Raw genomic sequence first — 232 nt, 5'->3', positions numbered from 1 at the left:
TGGCCTGACCCCGGTTGGTTGATCCGCGGTGTGTGAGAGTCTTGCGGCCCACGTTGTGGGCAGGAAGGCTCGACAAGATCATGGCGACAAGGAAGCGGCACAGTCCTGAGCAGATTGTGCGCAGGCTGATGGAGGCCGATCGGCTGTTGGCCGAGGGCAAGGACACTGCGGCGGTGTGCCGCGAGCTCGGTGTCTCCGAAGCGACGTATCACCGCTGGCGCAACCAGTTCGG

At 64.2% G+C, this 232-nt stretch carries 1 protein-coding gene; it reads left to right on the top strand.

What is annotated here, in order from left to right:
- Window positions 1–80: 80 nt before the first annotated feature.
- On the top strand, window positions 81–232 hold a 152-nt coding region (locus JF781_RS28360; protein ID WP_225330707.1), incomplete at its 3' end, for a transposase.

It is taken from the genome of Mycobacterium sp. WUMAC-067 (assembly GCF_020217485.1).
Lineage (GTDB): Bacteria > Actinomycetota > Actinomycetes > Mycobacteriales > Mycobacteriaceae > Mycobacterium.
Note: the sequence above shows the minus strand (reverse complement) of the source record. Positions and strands in the feature narration are given on the sequence as shown.